General features: G+C 65.3%; 17 protein-coding genes. 8 read left to right on the forward strand and 9 right to left on the reverse strand.

The features are described 5' to 3' along the window. Window positions 1-40 precede the first annotated feature (40 nt). Window positions 41-739, forward strand: coding sequence for an ArsR/SmtB family transcription factor (locus HHA01_RS13205; protein WP_141321474.1), 699 nt, complete (start codon window positions 41-43; stop codon window positions 737-739). A 79-nt stretch (window positions 740-818) separates the two neighbouring features. On the opposite strand, the gene HHA01_RS13210 is transcribed toward HHA01_RS13205, so the two are convergent. Further along, window positions 819-1,850, reverse strand: a complete 1,032-nt coding sequence (locus HHA01_RS13210; RefSeq protein WP_141321476.1) for a Fe(3+) ABC transporter substrate-binding protein — start codon at window positions 1,848-1,850, stop codon at window positions 819-821. Between the two features lie 224 nt (window positions 1,851-2,074). Between HHA01_RS13210 and HHA01_RS13215 the strand changes: the two genes are divergently transcribed. Beyond that, window positions 2,075-3,196: an ABC transporter ATP-binding protein gene (locus HHA01_RS13215; RefSeq protein ID WP_141321479.1), complete on the forward strand. Its 1,122-nt coding sequence runs from the start codon at window positions 2,075-2,077 to the stop codon at window positions 3,194-3,196. Here HHA01_RS13215 and HHA01_RS13220 read toward each other — a convergent pair. The 4 genes from HHA01_RS13220 to dctP all read right to left on the reverse strand — a co-directional run bounded on the left by HHA01_RS13220 (window position 3,143) and on the right by dctP (window position 7,966). Further along, on the reverse strand, window positions 3,143-4,804 hold the full coding sequence (locus HHA01_RS13220; RefSeq protein ID WP_246053909.1) for an ABC transporter permease: 1,662 nt from the start codon (window positions 4,802-4,804) through the stop codon (window positions 3,143-3,145). The two genes, HHA01_RS13215 and HHA01_RS13220, sit on opposite strands and share 54 nt — an antisense overlap. A 135-nt stretch (window positions 4,805-4,939) precedes the next feature. Next, the gene (locus HHA01_RS13225) at window positions 4,940-6,268 is read right to left on the reverse strand and encodes a TRAP transporter large permease (protein WP_141321481.1); all 1,329 of its coding nucleotides are present in this window, start codon (window positions 6,266-6,268) and stop codon (window positions 4,940-4,942) included. Continuing rightward, entirely contained in the window at window positions 6,265-6,768 is a 504-nt protein-coding gene (locus tag HHA01_RS13230; protein WP_141321483.1) for a TRAP transporter small permease subunit, read from the reverse strand. The genes HHA01_RS13225 and HHA01_RS13230 overlap by 4 nt, the downstream gene beginning before the upstream one ends. An 85-nt stretch (window positions 6,769-6,853) precedes the next feature. After that, entirely contained in the window at window positions 6,854-7,966 is a 1,113-nt protein-coding gene (gene dctP, locus HHA01_RS13235) for a TRAP transporter substrate-binding protein DctP (protein WP_141321485.1), read from the reverse strand. 304 nt (window positions 7,967-8,270) lie between these two features. Between dctP and HHA01_RS13240 the strand changes: the two genes are divergently transcribed. From HHA01_RS13240 to HHA01_RS13250, 3 genes are all read left to right on the forward strand, one after another. Then, entirely contained in the window at window positions 8,271-10,442 is a 2,172-nt protein-coding gene (locus HHA01_RS13240) for a tRNA(Met) cytidine acetyltransferase TmcA (RefSeq protein ID WP_141321487.1), read from the forward strand. 78 nt (window positions 10,443-10,520) lie between these two features. Beyond that, complete coding sequence (locus tag HHA01_RS13245) at window positions 10,521-11,987, forward strand: aminoacyl-histidine dipeptidase (protein WP_141321489.1); 1,467 nt, start codon at window positions 10,521-10,523, stop codon at window positions 11,985-11,987. 10 nt (window positions 11,988-11,997) lie between these two features. Continuing rightward, complete coding sequence (locus HHA01_RS13250; protein ID WP_141321491.1) at window positions 11,998-13,425, forward strand: DNA recombination protein RmuC; 1,428 nt, start codon at window positions 11,998-12,000, stop codon at window positions 13,423-13,425. Window positions 13,426-13,733: 308 nt separating this feature from the next. On the opposite strand, the gene HHA01_RS13255 is transcribed toward HHA01_RS13250, so the two are convergent. After that, window positions 13,734-14,207 (reverse strand): Dps family protein, encoded by a 474-nt coding sequence (locus HHA01_RS13255; protein ID WP_141321493.1) that lies wholly within the window; start codon window positions 14,205-14,207, stop codon window positions 13,734-13,736. Window positions 14,208-14,386: 179 nt separating this feature from the next. On the opposite strand from HHA01_RS13255, the gene HHA01_RS13260 reads away from it, so the two are divergent. Both HHA01_RS13260 and HHA01_RS13265 read left to right on the forward strand, forming a co-directional pair. Then, the gene (locus HHA01_RS13260) at window positions 14,387-14,926 is read left to right on the forward strand and encodes a hypothetical protein (RefSeq protein WP_141321495.1); all 540 of its coding nucleotides are present in this window, start codon (window positions 14,387-14,389) and stop codon (window positions 14,924-14,926) included. Then, window positions 14,923-15,294: a hypothetical protein gene (locus HHA01_RS13265; RefSeq protein WP_246053908.1), complete on the forward strand. Its 372-nt coding sequence runs from the start codon at window positions 14,923-14,925 to the stop codon at window positions 15,292-15,294. Before HHA01_RS13260 ends, HHA01_RS13265 begins: the two co-directional genes overlap by 4 nt. A gap of 27 nt (window positions 15,295-15,321) precedes the next feature. Here HHA01_RS13265 and HHA01_RS13270 read toward each other — a convergent pair whose 3' ends face one another. Beyond that, window positions 15,322-15,747 (reverse strand): HIT domain-containing protein, encoded by a 426-nt coding sequence (locus HHA01_RS13270; protein WP_141321496.1) that lies wholly within the window; start codon window positions 15,745-15,747, stop codon window positions 15,322-15,324. A gap of 129 nt (window positions 15,748-15,876) precedes the next feature. Between HHA01_RS13270 and HHA01_RS13275 the strand changes: the two genes are divergently transcribed. Beyond that, window positions 15,877-16,008 (forward strand): entericidin A/B family lipoprotein, encoded by a 132-nt coding sequence (locus HHA01_RS13275; RefSeq protein WP_141321498.1) that lies wholly within the window; start codon window positions 15,877-15,879, stop codon window positions 16,006-16,008. Between the two features lie 58 nt (window positions 16,009-16,066). On the opposite strand, the gene HHA01_RS13280 is transcribed toward HHA01_RS13275, so the two are convergent. Both HHA01_RS13280 and HHA01_RS13285 read right to left on the reverse strand, forming a co-directional pair. Next, complete coding sequence (locus HHA01_RS13280) at window positions 16,067-16,573, reverse strand: acyl-CoA thioesterase (RefSeq protein ID WP_141321501.1); 507 nt, start codon at window positions 16,571-16,573, stop codon at window positions 16,067-16,069. A gap of 63 nt (window positions 16,574-16,636) precedes the next feature. Beyond that, window positions 16,637-17,947 (reverse strand): short-chain fatty acid transporter, encoded by a 1,311-nt coding sequence (locus HHA01_RS13285; RefSeq protein WP_141321502.1) that lies wholly within the window; start codon window positions 17,945-17,947, stop codon window positions 16,637-16,639. Window positions 17,948-18,085 lie beyond the last annotated feature (138 nt).

The raw sequence follows: 18,085 nt of genomic DNA on the forward strand, positions 1-18,085 counted from the left end.
CGACGGTCACTGCAAGCCACGATTCGATCGGGAGCGAAATATGGCAGTCACGGACCTTGCGATGTCCCGTGTGGCGGCGGCCATTGCCGAGCCTGCAAGGGCTCGTATGTTATGTGCCCTGATGGATGGTCACGCACGGACCAGTACCGAGCTGGCGGCGATCGCCGAGGTTGGCCCACCAACGGCCAGCGCACACCTGGCGCGTCTCACCGAGATGGCCTTGCTGAAGCGCTACGCGCAGGGACGTCATCGGTACTATGCGCTGGAGGACCCGAGAGTCGCCGAGGCGTTGGAAGGACTGATGGTCATCGGACAGGGCGATATGCCGTCTTTTACGCCGAACACGCCGCAGCGGCTGTGCTTTGCTCGGTCATGCTATGACCATATGGCGGGTCAACTGGCGGTGACGCTCCATGATGCCTGTGTCGGAGCCGGTTGGCTGATGTCTGCCGCCGATTCTGGCAGCGATTACTGCCTGACTACGGCCGGCGAGCGAGCTTTCAATGACATGGGCCTGGACATCCAGGCGATACGCGCTCGGCGTCGCCGTTTTGCCCGTCCCTGCATGGACTGGAGCGTGCGTCGTCCGCACTTGGCGGGGGCACTGGGAGCGGCCCTTCTGGATCATGCCATCGGCCGGGATTGGGTGAGACGCGACCTCGATGGCCGCGCTCTTCATCTGACGTCCAAGGGGAAACGTATCCTGGAACGCCGCTTCGATATTGAATTACCAGGCTGAGACAATGGTAATCAGTCGCGTTCGGGAAGGGCGCTGCTCTTGCCGAGGCGAGTGACAACCTCGCCCCGGCCATTGAGCTTTACCGCCAGCCGACGCGGTCGAAGATCTTGATCGCTTCCGGGTTGTTCTCGCCCAGCTCGCTGATGTTCAACTGGTCCTTCTTGAAGTCACCCCAGCCTTCCAGCACGTCGCTCTTCTCGACACCCTCGACGACCGGGAACTCGTAGTTGCCGGCGGCGAAGAGTTCCTGTGCCTGCTCAGAGGCCAGGAACTCCAGGAAGCGCACGGCGTTGTCATGGTTCGGCGCGTTCTTTACGACACCGGCACCGCCGACGTTGACGTGGGCGCCACGGCCGTCCTGATTGGGGAACATGATCTCGACCTTATCGGCGACTGCCTGGTCGTCGGCATCGTCGGACTGAAGCAGGCGCACATAGTAATAGTGATTGGCCACGGCAATGTCACACTGGCCACTGGCCACGCCCTTGATCTGGTCGGTGTCGCCGCCTTCCGGATCGCGTGCCATGTTGTCGACCACCCCCTGGGCCCAGGCTTCCGCTTTCTCGGCGCCGTGGTGGGCGATCATCGAGGCCAGGAGTGACTGGTTGTAGATGTTGTTCGAGGAACGAATGCAGATCTGGCCTTCGTAGCGCGGGTCGGCTAGATCTTCATAGCTGGTGAGCTTGCTGGCGTCGACCTCGTCGGGGTTGTAGAAGATCGCCCGCACGCGCTGGCTGAAGCCGAACCACTTGCCTTCCGGGTGGCGCATGGAGTCGGGTAGACGCTCTTTCAGCGACTCGGACACCACGCTGGCGAAGATGCCTTCCTGCTCGGCGCGCCACAGGCGGCCGGCATCGACGGTCATCATTACATCGGCAGGGCTGGCCGCGCCTTCGCGCTTGATGCGCTGGATCAACTGGTCGGAGCCGCCCTCGAGCACATTGACCTCGATGCCAGTCTTGTCCGTGAAGGCATCGTAGAGCGCCTGGTCGGAATCATAGTGACGTGCCGAGTAGACATTCACGTCGCCGTCGGCGATCGCGTTGGTGGCGAATGCCGAGCCGGTCAGCATGACGGCGAGCGGCAGGGCATAACGTGGGGTGTGTGGCATGACGGACTTCCTGTCGATGTGGGTGGAAAATTAATTAGAATGATAATGTATTGCATTCAATGTCATTCGTCATTGAAGCGGCTGAAGGGGGAAACGTCAACCATGAACGGCGCAACAGTTGACCCGGGTGCACGCCGAATAAGGTGGCAGCCTTGCCAATGACAACCCTTTACAGTCGCTTTCGCGTTAACATGTCACCCCAAATTCCTGTGCCGGCGATCCCCATGCAACACGAGACCCCAGCGAATGCCGTTGAAGCGCCTCGCTCCGAGGCACTCGATATTCTGACCCTGACGGGGGTCGAGCACCGTTATGGCCGGCACCGGGCGGTGGCGGGCATCGACCTGAGTGTTCGCCAGGGGGAGGTGGTCTGTCTGCTCGGGCCCTCGGGCTGCGGCAAGACGACCCTGCTGCGCATCGTGGCCGGGCTCGAAGTCTTGCAGGCGGGTCAGGTGAGCCTGGATGGACGCTCCCTGGGCCGGCCACACGTGCCGCCGGAACGCCGCAGCGTCGGCCTGGCGTTTCAAGAGGCGGCGCTGTTTCCGCACCTCAGCGTGCTCGAGAATGTGACCTTCGGGCTCAAGGCCCTGCCGGCCCGGCAACGCCGTGCACGGGCGCAGGAACTGCTGGCGCAGCTGGGCATGGCAGACCACGCCGCGAGTTATCCGCATACCCTGTCCGGTGGCCAGCAGCAGCGTGTGGCGCTGGCCCGAGCCCTTGCGCCGGAGCCTGGCTTGATGCTGCTCGACGAACCGTTTTCCAGCCTTGATGCCAGGCTGCGGGATCGTATCCGGGATGACACCCTGCACGTGCTCAAGCAGCAGGGTGCCGGGGCCCTGCTGGTGACGCACGACCCGGAAGAGGCGATGTTCATGGCCGACCGCATCGCCCTGATGCGCGATGGCCACATCGTCCAGACCGGTACGCCCCGGCAGCTCTACTGCCATCCGGTCGACCCTTTCGTGGTGACCTTCTTCGGGTCTGTGAACGAGCTGTCGGGCGTGGTGAGCGATGGACATGTCCGTACCGCGGTCGGCGAGGTGGCCGCCCCGGGGATGGCGGATGGGGCCTCGGCCCAGGTACTGGTCCGGCCCGAGGCCTTATCGGTCGAAGCGCTCGACGCGCCGCCAGCGGGCCATCACAGTCACGTGATCATGGCCAAGCTGCTGGGGCGTACTAGCCTGCTGCATATCTGCGCGCATGGTCCGGGGCGCGAGTCGCATTTGCATGCGAGGGTGCCGGGGGTCTTTCTGCCCGAGCCGGGCCAGCCGGTGGCGCTGCGCCTGGACCCCTCACAGGTGTTCGTCTTTCCCGCCGGGGCGGGAGCCACGCATGGCGAGACTTAGCAGCACGACCGGGATGATGCCCACGACGACGATGGCCAGCGAGGCCGTGGAGGCCTCGGCTAGGCGCTCGTCGGACGCCAGGTTGTGAGCGCGCACGGCCAGGGTATCGAAGTTGAAGGGGCGCAGGATGATGGTCGCCGGTAGCTCCTTCATGACATCGACGAATACCAGAATGGCGGCGGCCAGCAGGCTGCCGCGCATGATCGGCGTGTGCACGTGGCGCAGCGTGCCGCTGGCCGTCTCGCCCAGGGTGCGGGCCGCCGCGTCCATGCTCGGCGTGACCTTGCCCAGGCTGGCCTCCAGCGCATTGAAGGACACTGCTAGGAAGCGTACGACATAGGCATAGATCAGGATGAAGGCCGAGCCGCTGAAGATCAGCCCGGCCATCACGCCATAGTGCTCGCGCAGCCAGCCATTGATCTGATCATCCAGCCAGGCGAAGGGGATCAGGATGCCCACCGCCACCACCGAGCCGGGGATGGCATAGCCCATGGCAGCGATGCGCGTGGCGGTGCGTGTCATTGGCCCCGGGTTGAGGCGCGCGCCATAGCTCAACAGCAGGGCCAGGGCCACGGCACACAGCGAGGCCAGAACCGCCAGAACCAGGCTGTTGCCGGCGAACTCGAGAAAGGCCGGACCGAACAGGTTGTCACCGTCGGTGAGTGACAGATAGGCCAGCAAGCCGCCGGGCAGGAGAAAGCCCACCAGGATCGGCATCAGGCAGGCCAGACAGGCCGCGGCCGCACGCCAGCCGGTCAGCGCGAATTGCGGTAGGCGCTGATAACGCCCCGTGGTCTGGAAATAGCGTCGCCGGCCCCGCGAGGCGCGCTCCAGCAGCACCAGCACGATCACGAAGGTCAGCAGGCAGGCGGCCAGCTGGGCGGCGGCGACCTGCTCGCCCATGCCGAACCAGGTGCGGTAGATGCCGGTGGTGAAGGTATCCACGCCGAAGTACTGCACGGCGCCGAACTCGTTGAGGGTCTCCATCAGCGCCAGCGAGACGCCGCCGACGATGGCCGGCCGTGCCAGGGGAATGGCGATGCCGCCGAACAGTCGCCAGGGCCCGCGCCCCAGGGTGCGGCCGACATCCAGCATGCACACCGACTGCTCCATGAACGCCGCCCGGGTCAGCATGTAGACATAGGGGTAGAGCACCAGGGTGATCAGAAGGGCGGCGCCGCCCAGCGAGCGGATCTCGGGAAAAAAGTAGTCGTCGGCCCCCCAGCCGAATGCCTCTCTCAGCCAGCTCTGCAGCGGCCCCGCATATTGCAGGAAGTCGGTATAGGCGTAGGCGATCACATAGGTCGGCACCGCCAGCGGCAGCAGCAAGGCCCATTCGAATAGGCGGCGGCCGGGGAAGCGGCACATCACCACCAGCCAGGCCGTGCCGGTGCCGATGACGAAGGTGCCGATGCCCACCGCCAGCACCAGCAACAGGGTGTTGGTCAGATAACGCCCGAGAACGGTGCTGGCCAGGTGCTGCCAGATGCCGTCCGTGGGCATGACGATGTGCGCCAGCACCACCAGCACGGGCAGCGCGACGATGGCCGCGATGGCGAGCGTCAGCAGGCTCCAGGCATCGAAGCGCCGACCGGAAATCGGTCGAATGGTGGTGGCAGGGTCTGTGCGGGACAAGGCGTGAAGCCTCCCGGGAGTGTCCAGTGAGCCAAGGCGCGAATGATAGCAGCCGTCACGCCCCCTGACAGCCCGCCCGGCGGGCGGGCTGTGGCAGGAAGCCCATGGTCAGTGGCCGACCAGCAGCGCCGGCAACCCCGTGATCAGGGACGGGAACACGGCCATCAGCACGCAGGCCAGCACGATCAGCGCGCAGAAGGGAATGACGGCCCGGTAGAGGTCGACGATCTCGATACCCTCGGGGGCCACGCCCTTCAGATAGAACAACGCATAGCCGAACGGTGGCGTCAGGAAGGAGGTCTGCAGCACCACCGCCACCATCACCACGAACCACAGCACGTCGACGCCCATCTGCTCGACGATGGGCAGCATGATCGGGAAGCTGAGCAGCACGATGCCGGTCCAGTCGAGGAACATGCCGAGAATGAAGACCAGGAAGAACATCAGGATCAGGGCGCCGGTGGTGCCGCCCGGCATGGCCATGACCACCTCGCTGATGACTTCCATGCCACCACCGATGGAGAACACACCGGTAAAGGCGGTTGCGCCCACCAGTACCAGCATGACCATGGTAGTGGTCTTGCTGGCCTCGATCAGGGTGCGGTAGCAGGTCGCGAGGCTGCGGTCGCCGAAGATCAGGAAGAGCACGAAGGCAATGGCCACGCCGATGGCCGAGGCCTCGGTGGCGGTAGCGATGCCCGTGAACAACGACCCCAGAACGCCCAGGATCAGCGTCATGGGGGGCAGCACATACTTGGCCAGCATACCCAGCAGCTCACCGGCCGAGGTCTCGGCGCGCTCTTCGGCAGGCACCGGGGGACCGTAGGACGGCTTGAGATAGCAGATGATCAGTACATAGAGGGCATACATCACGCCCAGCAAGACGCCCGGCACCAGGGCACCGGCGAACAGCTCGCCCACCGAGACCGGCGAATAGCTGGCCATCAGGATCAGCATGATGCTGGGGGGAATCAGGATGCCCAGGCAGCCGCTGGCCATGATGACGCCGGTACTCAAGTGCTTGTTATAGGAATACTTGAGCATCGGCACCAGGGCAATCATGCCCATCACGGCGATGGAGGCACCGACGATGCCGGTGGTGGCGGCCAGCAGTACCGAGACGATAACCACGGTCAGGGCCAGGCCGCCGCGCAGGTTGGCCAGCAGCAGGCGCATGGTATCGAACATCTTCTCGGTCACGCCCGAGTCGTTGAGGAAGCGTGCCATGAGAATGAACAACGGAATGGCGACCAGGACATAGTTGTCCATGGCGTTGCCGTAGATGTTGTTGATCAAGATGCCGAGTGTGCTGGCGCCGGGCCCCAGCCAGGCGCCGAGCACCGCCACGCCACCCAGCACGAAGGCCAGCGGGTGACCCATGAAGAGCCCGACCAGCAAGCCGCCGAACATGAAAAGTGTCAGCATTTCGGGGCTCATGCGGGGGTCTCCTCACGCAACGACTGGATGGCGCGGATCACCACCGCGATGGCCTGGAGCAGCAGCAACACTGCGGTGACGACGATCACGGCCTTCACCGGATAGACAGGAATGGCCACCATGCCGTAGGTGGTCTCGCCGCGGCTGAAAGAGCGCTCGAAGAAGTTCCAGCCGAGGCTGAGTAGTGCCCAGATGAAGGGCACGAAGAAGACCAGGTAACCGAGGATCTCCAGCGCGGCCTGTTTGCGGCGTGACAACAGCCGCTTGAGCACGTCGACTTCCACATGCGCATGATGGCGCAGCCCGTAGGCCGCCATCAGCATGAAGTGAGCGCCGAACAGCATCTTGGTGACAGCGAACGCCCAGTCGCTGGGGCGCCCGATCAGAAAACGCATGGCGATATCGTAGATGATGATCACCGTGATGACGGCGAGCAGCGGAGCAATCAGCCGTCCAAATGCCTCGTTGAGGCTATCGATGGCCTTGGCAATGGCGTTCATTGAGAGGGTCCTGACATCTTTCAGGTGGAATGGTCAGCCCGATACCGGGGTGAGCCGTGAAGGCCCACTCCCGGGGAATGGCTGATCAGCTGTCTGTTTCCTGTTGCATGCAGGCTTCGATCTTCTTAAGCGACGGCAGGTTGTCGGTCACCCGGCTCATGTTGAACGGCACCGAAATGTCGCGCCAGTTGGCGTAGTGTTCCAGGTAGCTGACCATGGAGTGGTAGACCTTGGCGTGCATGGGGTTCTCGCAGGCACCCTGCACGATGACCTCGTTGGTGATGCGCTGGATCTCGGCCAGGTCGTCCTCGGACAAGTGGCTGATCTCGGTGCCGTCCTCGAGGAACTTCACGGTGCCCTCGGTGGACTGGCGTTCGGACCAGGCCAGCGACCAGGCCATGGTAGCGTCCGCGGCAATCTTGAGCTTCTCCTGGGTCTCCTTGGACAGCGCATCCCAGGCGTCCTGGTTGATCATCACGCCAAACACGCTGGCCGACTGGTGCCAGCCCGGCGTCAGCCAGTAGTCGGCGACCTCACTGAAGCCGGCCTTGTAGTCCACGCCCGGGGTGGAAAACTCGGCACCATCGACCACGCCGCGCTCGATGGCCTGGTAGATCTCGCCACCGGCCAGGGTGACCTGGGAGCCGCCGAGCCGCTCGAGTACGCGTCCCTGGTCACGGCCGGAAAGGCGCAGGCGCTTGCCTTCCAGATCGGCCAGGCTCTCGATGGGTGTGCCGCCACGGAATCCGGACTCATTGTTGGTGATGCCGTAGGGCAGGTAGACCATGTTGTACTGGCCGTAGACTTCCTGATAGAGCTCGAAGCCACCCCACTGCTGGATCCAGTTGAGGTAGTCGACGCCGTTGAACAGGCTGGTGGTGGTGGCCAGCGGCGAGAAGGCCGGGCTGCGACCCGCCCAGTAGCCTGGCCAGTCGCCCGCGGCCTGGATGCTGCCGGTCTCGGTGGCATCGAAAACCTGGGTGCCGGGCATCAGGGTACCGCCGGCGCGGAAGTCGATCTGCAGCTCGTCGGTCAGCTGGTTGACCAGATTGACCCAATGGCGATCGATCTGGATCAGGTCCAGGTTATCCGGCCAGGTGGTCGTCATGGTCCACTTTTCCTGAGCCTGGGCGGAGCCTGCCAGTGTGGCCAGGGCAATGCCGGCGGCCAGGCCGGTAAGGGCAAAGCGTTTCATCATCGAGAACTCCCTAAGGCGATTGTTGTGCTTCTTCAGAACAGGCAGCGACTTTCACGCTCCTGCTTGTCAGGGGGCATGCCATTCATCAAGCTAGCATGATGATCTGTTGATGCCCGATGTCCACTATAGTCGTGTTTCGTTCCACGCAGCGAAGTCGACATGGCCCGGAAGGCTTGTGTGTCATCATTGAATATCAGAGAGTTATGCGCTTCTAACGCAGGCGGGTGCTGCGTTGCCGCAATGCAAGCAAGCGTTTAATCGGGCCGTGGAATTCGACCAAAGTTGATGCAGCCAGGAGGCCAGGATGCCGCCAGCCACCCCGTTCCACCTGCCACCGCTGCTGAGGGCCTTCCAGCAGGCGCTCGAGGCACGCGGCTGGCGCGGCCTGCTGTGGATCGACGGCCCCGCCGAGGAAAGCCGGGCACGCGGGCAGGCGCTGTGGCAGGGCATCGATTGGCAGCAGGCCCTGTGGGTGGCCCCGCAGCGTCCGTCCATGGTGCCCGAGTCGCAGTGGATCCCCGCCGGCAAGGCGCGCACGCGACTCGGCGGCGAACAGGACCTGGTCGTCATCGATGCGGTCTCGGCGGAGGCGGGCTTCGACCCCGACGCCTTCGGCGCCCTGTCCGGCACGCTGCGCTCGGGTGGCTTGATGGTACTGATGACGCCGGCTGACTGGGGCGCTAGGCCGGATGCCGATTATGGTCGCCTGGCCGAGCACCCCTGGTCGGCCGCCGAACTCTCCTGTCGGTATCTGGCGCGTCTGGCGGGGCTGCTCGCTGAGACTCCGGACATTGCCCGCTGGGGGGCGGGGCAGTCGCCCGCCATTCCGTCGTTCAGTGCCGCGGCTCGCCATGACGCCACTCCGCCACCGGCTGACACGGTCTGCCTGACCCGGGATCAGGCCGATGCCGTGGCGCGACTGGTGAGTCTGCGCCGGCGACGCCCACTGGTGATCACCGCCGATCGGGGGCGCGGCAAGACGGCAGCGCTGGGGATCGCCTGTGCCCGCCTGCTGGAGCGGGGCGTGGCGGAGGTGCTGGTGACGGCCCCGCGCGCCGCGGCAGTGGCGGGGCTCTTCGAGCGTTTGGCGGCGCTGTGCCCCCAGGGCGAGCGACAGGGGCAGCAGTTCACGCTGGGCGATGGCCGGGTGAGCTTTGTGGCGCCGGATGAGCTGCAGGCGCGGGTCGAACGTGGCGAGGCGGGCGGCGCCGGGCGCTGGTTGCTGGTCGACGAGGCGGCGGCGATTCCCGCCGGCTTGCTGGGCGACTGGCTGGAAGCCTTTCCGCGCATCGCCTTTGCCACCACCGTGCACGGCTATGAAGGTGCCGGGCGCGGTTTTGCCCTGCGCTTTCGTGAACGCCTGAACCGTCAGACGCCGGCGTGGCGCGAGTGCCACCTGGCGGCCCCGGTGCGCTGGGCGCCAGGCGACCCGCTGGAAGCGCTGACCGCACGCTTGCTGATGCTGGACGCGGAACCCGAGGACGTCCAGCCGGGGCCACTGCAGTGGTGGTGTGAGTCGCGCCACGCGCTGAGCCACCACGAGCCGCGTCTGCGGGCCATCTTCGGCCTGCTGGTGCAGGCGCATTATCGCACCACCCCGGCCGACCTGCGCCGTCTGCTGGATGCGCCGGACAGCCGGGTCGTCAGCCTGTCCCGCGAGACCCCTGAGCCACCGGGTGTCGCCGCGGTGGCGATCACCAGTGACGAGGGCGGCTTCGACGCCGAGCTGGCCGAGCGCGTGGCGCGAGGCGAGCGTCGTCCACGAGGGCATCTGCTGGCCCAGTCACTGGCCGCCCATGCCGGCGAGCGCGAGGCGCTGACGGCGCGCCTGCGGCGCATCGTGCGCATCGCCGTGGCCGATGCCTGGCGGCGGCAGGGCCTGGGCGGCCAGTTGTTGGACGCCGAAGCGCGCGAGGCCAGAGACGCCGGCATTGACCTGCTGGGCGCGAGTTTCGGCGCCGAGCCCGGCTTGCTGGCCTTCTGGCAGTCGCGGGGCTTTCGGGTGGTGCGTCTGGGCATGACCCGCGAGACCGCCACCGGCGAACATGCCCTGATGATGGTTCAACCACTGAGCGCGACAGGCGATGCCCTGGTATCGCGTCTGACCCGGCGCTTTCGGCGTCAGCTGCCCGGCTTGCTGGCCTTCGAACTGGCCGAGCTCGACCCGCAGCTGGTCCTGGCGCTGCTGGCCGAGCAGCCGCCCGAAGGGCAGCCGGCTGAGCTATCGGACGAGGACCGGCGCGACCTCGAGGACGTGGCTCACGGCCAGCGCGACCCGAGCCTGGTGCGGCCGGCCATGCAGGCGCTGGTGGCCTCGGTGGCGCCCACTGGGCAAGGCGATCACGAGCTTGCCATCTTGGCGGCCTGGGCCTTCCAGGGGCGCCGCGATGCCTGGCTCGCCCGGCGGCTGTCACTGAGCGGGGCGCGTCAGGTGGCGGCCTGGCGACGCGCGACACTGGCCGCCTGGCTGCACTGACGGCGAGGCGCTGACGGCACTTCCCAAGCCCGGGGACGGCGGGTAGAGTCGGCGGGTCAACCACGGTATAGAAGCGCCATGAACGCACATCTCGAACAACTCGCGCCACAGGCAGTGTGGCGCCATTTCCGCACACTGTGCGACACGCCGCGCCCCTCGGGCCACGAGGCCGCACTGGTGGCGAAACTGGAAGCCTGGGCCGATGGCCTCGGCCTGGCCCATGATCGTGACGATTTCGGCAACCTGCGCATTCGCAAGCCGGCGAGTCCCGGCCACGAGGCGGCCCCCGGCGTGATCCTGCAGGGGCACCTGGACATGGTCGCCCAGGCCAATGCCGATCATCCCCATGATTTTACCCGCGATCCCATCGCCACCCATGTCGTGGATGGCTGGCTGCAGGCGGAGCACACCACCCTGGGGGCCGACAACGGCCTGGGTGTTGCTGCGGCCCTCGCCGTGCTGGAAGACAACACCCTGACTCACGGCCCGCTCGAGGTACTCTTCACCCTCGAGGAAGAATCCTCCATGGGCGGCGCATTGAACCTGGCCGAGGACTGGCTGCAAGGCGATATCCTGCTCAACCTGGACTCCGAGGATCGCGGTCAGGTCTACATCGGCTGTGCCGGCGGTGCCGATGTGGTGGTCGATGCCCAGTTTCCCACGCGGGCCGTGGAAGCGGGGGAGGCCTTGATGCGCCTCTCGCTGAGTGGCCTGACCGGCGGTCATTCCGGCATCGATATCGACAAGGGCCGCGGCAACGCCAATCGGCTGCTGGTGCGTGCCCTGCGCTGGCTCGAGGCCTGCGGGGCCCGCCTGGTCGACTATCAGGGCGGCACGCTGCGCAATGCACTGCCCCGCGAGGCCTTCGCCACCTTGGCCATGCCCGAGGAGGAAGTCGCGGCGGCGCAGCAGCGCATGGTCAGGCTGCAACAGGAATGGCGCGACGAACTGGCGGGGGTCGATGATGGCCTGCAGCTGACCCTCGAGCCGAGCACGGCCGACGGCAGCGCGGCCCTGGGGCGCGATGCCAGCCGTCTGCTGGTCAATGCGCTGCATGCCGCTCCCTGTGGCGTCGAGCGCATGAGCACGGCGGTTCCCGGCGTGGTGGAAACCTCCAACAACCTGGGCGTGGTGAGCCTGGCAGAAGGGCGCTTTCACCTCTGTGCCCTGGTGCGCTCATTGCGCGACAGTGCCGGGGCCGATCTGGCCGACCGCTTCGCCGCGCTGTTCGAGCTGATCGGCGCACGCACCCGGGTCGAGAACGCCTACCCCGGCTGGACGCCGTCCCCGGAGAGCCCGCTGCTGGCGCGCTTCTGCGACCTGCACCGCCAGCGACTGGGCATCGAGCCGGCGGTCAAGGTGATTCATGCCGGCCTCGAGTGCGGCATTCTGGGCGCCAAGTATCCGGGACTGGCGATGATTTCCTTTGGTCCGCTGATCCGCGGCGCCCACTCGCCGGATGAGCGCGTCGAGATCGACTCGGTCGATGAGTTCTGGGGCATGTTGCGCGCCCTGATCGAGGACCTGGCGAGCGCGACGGCGTGAAGGGGGCGACATGAAGGAAGCCTGGCTGCCGCTGCCGGCCTGGGGACTGCCGCTGGGACTTGGCGTGCTGCTGCTGGTCAGCCTGGTCTGGGGAGTCGTACAGTATCGCCGTCATGCCGCCGTGGCCGCGTGCCTGGCCGAGCGCGAGGCGGCCGCCCGGCGCCTCGAGCAGGAACTGACGCAGAGCGATGCGCAGCTGGACGGCAGCCGGGAGCGTCTGGCCAGTGTCGAAGCGAGCCTGGCCCAGGCTCAGCAGCAACTCGCCGAGCAGCGGGAGCGCTCGGCGCGCCTGGAAACCGAACGTGATCAGGCCGCGCTGCGCCATCGCGAACAGGTGGCCGTGATGGAAGATGCCCGCGAGCGCCTCAAGGATGAGTTTCACCAGCTCGCCGGCCAGGTCTTCGACGAGCGCCAGCGCACCTACAGCGCCCAGAGCCGCGAGAGCCTGGAGGCGCTGCTCAAGCCCTTCCGCGAACAGGTCGAGCAGTTCCGCAAGCGGGTCGAGGAGCTGCATGGCCAGGAGCAGCGTGAGCGCGGCACCCTCAAGGCCCAGCTCGACCAGCTGGCCGATCTCAATGCCCAGCTGGGCGATGAGGCGGCCGGGCTGGCGCGAGCCCTCAAGGGTGACCAGAAGGCCCAGGGCAACTGGGGCGAGCTGATCCTCGAGCGGGTGCTGGAGCGCAGCGGGCTGAGACGCGACATCGAGTACCGTCGGGAAGTCACGCTGCGTGATGAACAGGGGCGCCGCCGCCCCGATGCCATCATCTATCTGCCGGAAGATCGTCACCTGGTAGTGGATGCCAAGGTATCGCTGAGTGCCTGGACGCGTGTCGTCAATGCCGAGGACGAGGCCCAGCGCGAGGCGGCGATGCGCGAGCATCTGCAGTCGCTGCGCTCGCACGTACAGAGCCTGGCGGCCAAGGATTATCCGAACCTCTCGACGCTGCGCTCGCCGGATTTCGTGTTTCTCTTCGTGCCCATCGAGCCGGCCTTCGCGGCGGCCTTCGAGCGCGACGCCAGCCTCTTCCAGGAGGCCTTCGACCGCCAGGTGGTGATGGTCACGCCGACCACCCTGCTGGCCAGCCTGCGCACCGTGGCGGGACTGTGGAGCCTGGAGCGTCAGAACGAGAATGCGCGCCTGATCGGCGAGCGCGCCGAGCGGTTGCTCAACAAGTTCAGTGGTTTCGTCGAAAGCCTGGATGAGGTGGGCCGGCACCTGGAGCGTGCCAGCGACAGCCATCGCCGCGCCATGCAGCGCCTATCGACCGGACAGGGCAGCCTGGTGTCCCAGGCCCGCGAACTCGAGCGCCTCGGCGTGCGCATGAAAAAGCCGCTGCCCGACGCCCTGGTGCGTGCCGCCGAGGAGACGGATTCCCCGGGGGATGACGAACACAACGACGCCGCCCCGGAAGGCGGCGACGATGATCAAGATCGGTGATGGTCGAGACCGGATCCAGGGGAACCGTGTTCCCTGAACCTTTGGAATACAGGAAGTGCTGATTTATGTCGTGAGCGACGATAGGTTGGCCGCCGCCGGAACGGAACACCGAGCGAAGCGACAAACATCCGAAGGATGGCCCCGCAGGGGTGAGGAACCAAAGGTTCCGAATAAACCGCAGTTTACTGATAGTAAATGAGGATTATGAGTACCGCCGGCGGTCAGGATGGCTAGGTTCGTTCCCGACGAACCAACGCACTTCCCACCTCCATGTGGGTCGTCGAGCGCAACAATAAATCAGTGCTTCCTCAGCCTAGATAGGCGTTCAGCATCCAGATCGTCTTCTCCTGCTCGCGGATGTAATCGCCCACCTGGGAGGCCGTGCCTTCATCATCGGCGTCGGAGGCCAGCGACAGGATCTCGCGCTGCAGGTCGATCAGTGTCTGATAGCCCTGGACGATGCCGCGCACACAGGCTGCGCCGTCGTGGATGTCCTTCTGTTCCTCGATGGTGGCGATCTTGAAATAATCACTGTAGGCGTGAACCGGCTTGTGGCCGAGGGTCAGGATACGCTCGGCAACCTCGTCGATCTTGGCCAGAAGGTCGGTGTAATACTCCTCGAACTTGGTGTGCAGCTCGAAGAAGTTGTCACCCTTCACATTCCAGTGATAGCCACGCACGTTCATGTAGAACAGTTGATAGTTGGCCAGCAGGGCGTTGAGTCGCTCGGCGAGATGGCTGGCGCTTCCAGCGTGAAGACCAATGCTGTTGGTATCGCTCATGCAGTACCTCCTTGAATTCGTGCTGAAGAGTCTAGGTGCAATGGAGTGAAGCGTGAAACGAATTCCCTTCATTGCCACCATAGGGTTGATACATGACATGCGGGCGACAGGGCGGCGCTTCAAGGTATCGAGGCAGGTTGCCTGCTAGACTGACAACAGACTTCAAGGAGAGCAGCCCCATGACGGGTGGATACGGGAAAGTCCTGGGCGTGATCGGGTGCCTGATGCTGGCGGGCTGTCAGACGACGCCCAACCGCATGCCGGAAGCCGAGCCGTTGCCGGCCGCGGCCTGCCAGTGGCCAGTCACGGAGCAGACCGGGCTGGTGCAGGTGGTCGGGGCGCTGGAGCGGCGCGGCTTCCTGGTGCGCGATACGGATACCGCGCTGGGCGTGGTCAGTGCCGAACGCGCGCGGCGTGTGCTCTATCACAATGCCGTCTCGCCGCGCCCGCGCCTGGGCGGTTTCCTGTTCGGCGGCAGTGGTGGCCATGTGTCATCCGGCATCGGGCTCGGCGTCGGCTTTGGTGGCGGACCCGGCTATGATGAGGCCACGCGCCTCGAGCGGGTTTCCGTGCAGGTCGGCAAACAGCAGGTCACGGTGTCCCGGGATATCCAGCTGTTTGACTGGCGAGGCCAGCAGGTCGAGTCGAGAACCGCCAGTGATCCCCGCTTCTGTCAGACATTACGCGATACTCTGGTCGGTGAAGGGAGTTCATCATGACAGCTCGGATGCGTGTGATGGCGCTGATGGTCGTCCTGCTGCTTGGCTCGCTTGCCGGTTGTGCCAGCACGCCGGCTCCCGTCGAGCCCCTGACGGGCCGCCTGGCGGGCTCGGTGAGCGAGGCGCTGGATGCCTCGGTCAGTCTGCTGCTGGAACGTGGCTATGTGGTGCGTCACGCCGATGGCGATCTGGGGCGCGTCGAGGCCGCCCTGGCTCGCTGGCCCGGCTATCGCATTCGCCTGCAGGTTGAGCCTGCCGAACGCGGCAGCCGGATCGAAATGACGGCCTTTCAAAGGGGGCGCCCTCTGCCGCCCGCCTTGCTGCAACCCTGGCTGATGACGCTGCGCTCGCGTCTTGGAGCGGGTTAGCGGCCATTTCCTCCGGGCGGTTCCGCGTCAGACCGCCCACTCCATGGACTCGGCGGCGTTGCGCAGTGTGGCGCCGAGTTCGGCCTGCTGCGCGTCGTCATAGGGTACGGCCTCGCCATGACCCCAGACCGGCGCCGGCCAGGCCGCGTCATCATGGCGGCGCAGGATCACGTGAAGGTGCAACTGGGCGACCACATTGCCCAGGGTGGCGATGTTGAGCTTGTCGCCCGACAGGCATGCGCTGAGCAGCTCGCCGGCTCGGGTCGCCTCGTGCCACAACTGACGCTGGTCGACCTCGTTCAACTCGGAAACCTCGGTGATGCCAGCGCGACGCGGAATCAGCACCAGCCAGGGGAAGCGTGCATCCTTCATCAGCCGCAACTGACAGAGTGGCAGGTCGGTGATGTAGTGGCCATCCTGGGCCAGGCGGTCATCGAGGGTGAATTCCGGCATGCACAGGCCTCCTCCTGGTTCATGGGCGCGTTGGTGTGGCTCATGCTAAATTAAAGATGTGGTATCTTGCAGGCGGTGTAGAATGAGATATCTGGTGCCACCCAACCTTTCCTGAACAAGGAGCGTCCCATGAAACGAACCCTTTCCCTGGTGATGGTTGTACTCTTCACTGCATCCCTGCTGGCAGGCTGCAACACGGTCAGAGGCATCGGACAGGACGTCGAAGAAGGCGGGGAAGCTATCCAGGAAACCACCACCTGACGTTCCCCCGGCTGCATTCACGGCCCGACTCCCGGGCCGTGAACGGGGCATGGCGGGCTCAGATTTCTCCGCGGTGCTCGGCCCTGGCCTGACGCTCTTCCTCTTCTGCCTTCTTGCGCCGCTCCTTGCGCAGCGTCGCCCGTTCGTGACGCAAGCGCTGTTCGTCGGTATTCAGGACCAGGGGAGGCACGCTGGCGGGCTTACCTTGCGGGTCCACGGCGACCATGGTCAGGTAACAGCTGTTGGTATGACGCAGCAGCTTGTCCTGGATGTTCTCGGCCACCACCTTGATGCCGACCTCCATGGAGGAGCTCCCCACGTGGTTGATGCTGGCCAGGAAGGTCACCAGTTCACCGACCTGAATGGGCTGCTTGAAGCGCACCTGGTCGACCGACAGTGTCACCACATAATGGCCCGAGTAGCGGCTGGCACAGGCATAGGCGACCTCATCGAGCTTTTTCATGATGGCTCCGCCATGAACCTTGCCGCTGAAGTTGGCCATATCGGGCGTCATCAGGACGGTCATGGTCAGTTCGTGCTGGCCGGGCAGCGCATGTTCAGTCATGGTCCATCGCCTCTCGGAAATTCTCCTACAGCATAACGCCCGCTGCCGTTGAAGAGGAGCGGGCTACAGCCATGTCAGCCCGGCGGCGATGATCACCCCGGTCAGCAGTAGCTGGATGAGGCAGAAGCCCATGATGTCCTTGGCCTTGAGGCCGGCGATGCCGAGCACCGGCAGGGCCCAGAAGGGTTGCAGCAGGTTGGTCCAGGCGTCGCCCCAGGCCACGGCCATGGCGATCCGCGGCACGTCCACGCCGAGGGCTTCGGCGGCCGGTAGCATGACAGGTGCCTGCACGGCCCATTGGCCGCCGCCGGAGGGCACGAAGATGTTGACGATGCCGGCACTGATGAAGGTCCAGAAGGGCAGTGTGGCCTCGCTGGCCAGCGAGATCAGGGCGCCGGATAATGTCTCGGCCAGGCCGGATTGCACCATGATGGCCATGATGCCGGCGTAGAAGGGGAACTGGATGACAATGCCGGCGCCGCCCTTGATGGCCTCGTGCAGGCTCTCCAGCAGGCTGCGCGGCGTGCGGTGCAGCACGATGGCCAGAAACAGGAAGAGGAAGTTGACCACGTTGAGGTTGAGCCCGCCACCGCGCAGGACGAAGTGATCGAGCAGGAACAGCAGCCCCGGGATGCCCACCAGCCAGGCCAGGGTCATGCTGTTCTCGAGCCGCTCGGCGGGGCGTTTGATGCGCACGCGCTGGGTCTCTTCCTCTTCCAGCAGGCTGGGGTCGATGTACACGCTGTCGCGCTCGTCGGGCAGCATCATGCGGTTGATCAGCGGCACGGCGATGAACAGCATGAGCACGATGCCCAGGTTGAACAGCGAGAAGATGGTCTCGCCGGTGCCGATCACTCCGATCTGTTCGATGGCGAAATGGCCGTCGGTGGCGATGGTCAGTGGCACCGATCCCGCCAGGCCGCCGTGCCAGACGATGAAACCCGAGTAGGCGCTGGCGACCAGTAGGCGGTAGTCGACGCGAATCTGTCGAGCCAGCTCCTTGGCGAACAGGGCACCGACCACCAGGCCGAAGCCCCAGTTGATCCAGCTGGCGGCCAGCGATACAAGGGTCACCAGGATGATGGCGGCACCGGCGTTGTTGGCAAACCCGGCCAGGCGCTGCAGCAGCCGTTTGACGGGCGGTGAGTTGGCCAGCATGAAGCCGGTGACCAGCACCAGAAGCATCTGCATCGAGAACGTCAGCAGGTTCCAGAAGCCGTCACCCCAGAAACGCAGCACCGCCAGTGGCGTCTGGCGCTCCACGGCGATGGCGGCGGCAGCCGCAATGATCGTCAGCAGCAGGACGAAGATATAGGGGTCGGGGAGGTAGCGTTCGACGAGTTTGACGGCCGGGCGCGACAGGGACTTGAGCATGGTGGCAGAACCTCGTGGCGGGTGTTGGAGCGATTGCCAAAAAACTTCGTCGGATCAGCAAGTTGTTTTGCCAACTTGGCCCGGGGTGGCAGTGTTGTCAAAGCCACTATAGTTCAATGCCGTCTCAGAGGGTGTTTG

The sequence above is a fragment of the Halomonas halmophila genome, from assembly GCF_006540005.1.
Taxonomy (GTDB): Bacteria; Pseudomonadota; Gammaproteobacteria; order Pseudomonadales; family Halomonadaceae; genus Halomonas; species Halomonas halmophila.